The following is a 2050-nucleotide window of genomic DNA, read 5'->3' on the forward strand; positions in this document are numbered from 1 at the left end:
ATTTAATGTATATCGATTGTTATTGGGTGTATAAACCACTTTGTAAATCAGTTGGTTGTTATACCTAATTTCACCATTGTGTCGAACATAGACTTTTCTACCATCGCCTTCACCTTCTGAACCTGATTTAGTTGCATGTAGTTCGATTTTATTGTACGGGACTCTTCCCACTAAACGAGCTTTTTCAATTTGTGATTGTAACTCTGTCATTTGTGCGACAGCATCTGCAATTCGCGCTTTTCTTTGTGCATTTTGATAGCTGGGTAAAGCAAACATAGCAATAATAGCTATGATGGCAACAGTTATCATTAATTCTATAAGGGTAAAACCTTTGTTTTTTTTCATTTTGATCGTTCCTTATACGTTATGTGAATTAGCGCGATTTATTTTATATGATTGATGAATTGTTTAAAACGTTCAGATTTTGGGTTTGTGAAAATTTCATCAGGTGTACCACTTTCTTCAATAATACCCTGATGAAAGAATAATATTTTATCAGAAACATTGCGCGCAAAATCCATTTCATGTGTGACTATGATCATAGTCATACCTTCTTTAGCTAATGCTTGAATAACTTTTAAAACTTCTTGTACTAATTCTGGATCTAAAGCTGATGTTGGTTCATCAAATAAGATGACTTCAGGATTCATTGCTAAAGTTCTAGCAATGGCGACACGCTGTTGTTGTCCACCTGACAGGCTATTAGGAAAAGCATCTTTTTTATTTAATAAGCCTACTTTATCTAAGAGTTTTTCAGCAGTTTCGATGGCTTCTTTTTTAGGAATGCCAAGTACATGAATAGGTGCTTCAATGACATTTTCTAAAACTGTCATATGGGCCCAAAGATTAAAACTTTGGAAAACCATGCCTACCTTGCTACGATATTTTTGTAATTGCTTTTGATTTTTGGCAATTAAGCCTTTTGGCCCTTTTTTTAATGCAAGTTCTTCATGATTTAAAAATATTTTGCCTGAGTCTGGGGTTTCTAAAAGATTTAAGCAGCGTAAGAAAGTGCTCTTACCTGAACCTGATGAACCTAATAACGAGATAACTTCGCCTTTGTATAGAGACAGTGATATGCCTTTTAATATTTTCAAATCACCAAATGATTTATGTAAATCTTGTACATCTAATACAAGTGCATTGTTTGTTTGACTCATAATACCCAAAATCTTTCAATATAAAAATTAATGCGTGATTATAACAAATAAAACTCATGACTTTGTTATAATTACTCCTCTTTTATTATAACGCTATTGGTAGGATGAAACTTTACCTTTCCTGTTTGACATTATTATTTGCCTCTAACTTTGCTTATGCTGACAAGTTAACCGTTAAGATTGAAGGGTTAAAAGAGCATAAAACTGCATTAACTAATGTGCAAAATGCTTTAAGCATTTATGAATTTCAAAATAGAGAGGCACCCGCTCCTTTAAGGGTTGAATGGCTGAACAGCCAAGCTCCTGAGGAAATTGCTATGGCTTTAGAGCCCTATGGATTTTATCGACCAAAAATTGAAACAAGTTTAAAAAAAGAGGGTGATACTTGGATTGCTACTTATAAAATCAATCCAAATGACCCAATTAAAATTAATGATTTAATTTTTGAAATTGATGGTGAAGGGAATCGTAAGAGAATTTTTAAAACAATTATTAAGGATAGTGAATTACGCTTAGAAGCACCTTTAAATCAGGTGAGCTATGAAAAGATGAAAACTACCTTATACAATAGAGCGCTTTCATTGGGATACTTCGATGTCACATTCCCCATGCACGAGATTATTGTTGATTTAGATACTTATAAAAGCCTAGTGCATTTGGCTATGGATACAGGGGATCGTTATAGGTTTGGAGAGGTAACATTTCACAGTGATTATTTTTCTGAAAAGTTATTGCGCCGTTATTTGAATATTAATGAAAGTACAGAGTTTTCAGATACACGAACCCTTGAGCTGCAAGAAGATTTAGATGCTTCTGATTATTTTGAAGAAGTTATCATTGCACCGACCGTAGATCATCAAGCTAAGCGTGTGCCATTAGACATCACCGTG

At 33.9% G+C, this 2050-nt stretch carries 3 protein-coding genes; 1 reads left to right on the forward strand and 2 read right to left on the reverse strand.

The window, feature by feature from the left end:
- Both BZK14_RS13450 and BZK14_RS02400 read right to left on the reverse strand, forming a co-directional pair.
- Positions 1 to 345, reverse strand: a 345-nt coding sequence (locus BZK14_RS13450; RefSeq protein WP_143691283.1) for a prepilin-type N-terminal cleavage/methylation domain-containing protein, incomplete at its 3' end; no start/stop codon positions are given.
- Positions 346 to 383: 38 nt separating this feature from the next.
- On the reverse strand, positions 384 to 1160 hold the full coding sequence (locus tag BZK14_RS02400) for an ABC transporter ATP-binding protein (RefSeq protein ID WP_077925006.1): 777 nt from the start codon (positions 1158 to 1160) through the stop codon (positions 384 to 386).
- 125 nt (positions 1161 to 1285) lie between these two features.
- On the opposite strand from BZK14_RS02400, the gene BZK14_RS02405 reads away from it, so the two are divergent.
- Positions 1286 to 2050 (forward strand): autotransporter assembly complex protein TamA (locus BZK14_RS02405; RefSeq protein ID WP_281249052.1); only part of this gene is annotated, 765 nt, incomplete at its 3' end.

The organism is Wohlfahrtiimonas larvae, from assembly GCF_002006755.1.
Classification (GTDB): domain Bacteria; phylum Pseudomonadota; class Gammaproteobacteria; order Cardiobacteriales; family Wohlfahrtiimonadaceae; genus Wohlfahrtiimonas; species Wohlfahrtiimonas larvae.

What these genes read in the sequence shown, in the direction of transcription:
- BZK14_RS02400 (WP_077925006.1), bottom strand. Translation starts at nt 1,160, where the DNA reads ATGAGTCAAACAAACAATGCACTTGTATTAGATGTACAAGATTTACAT.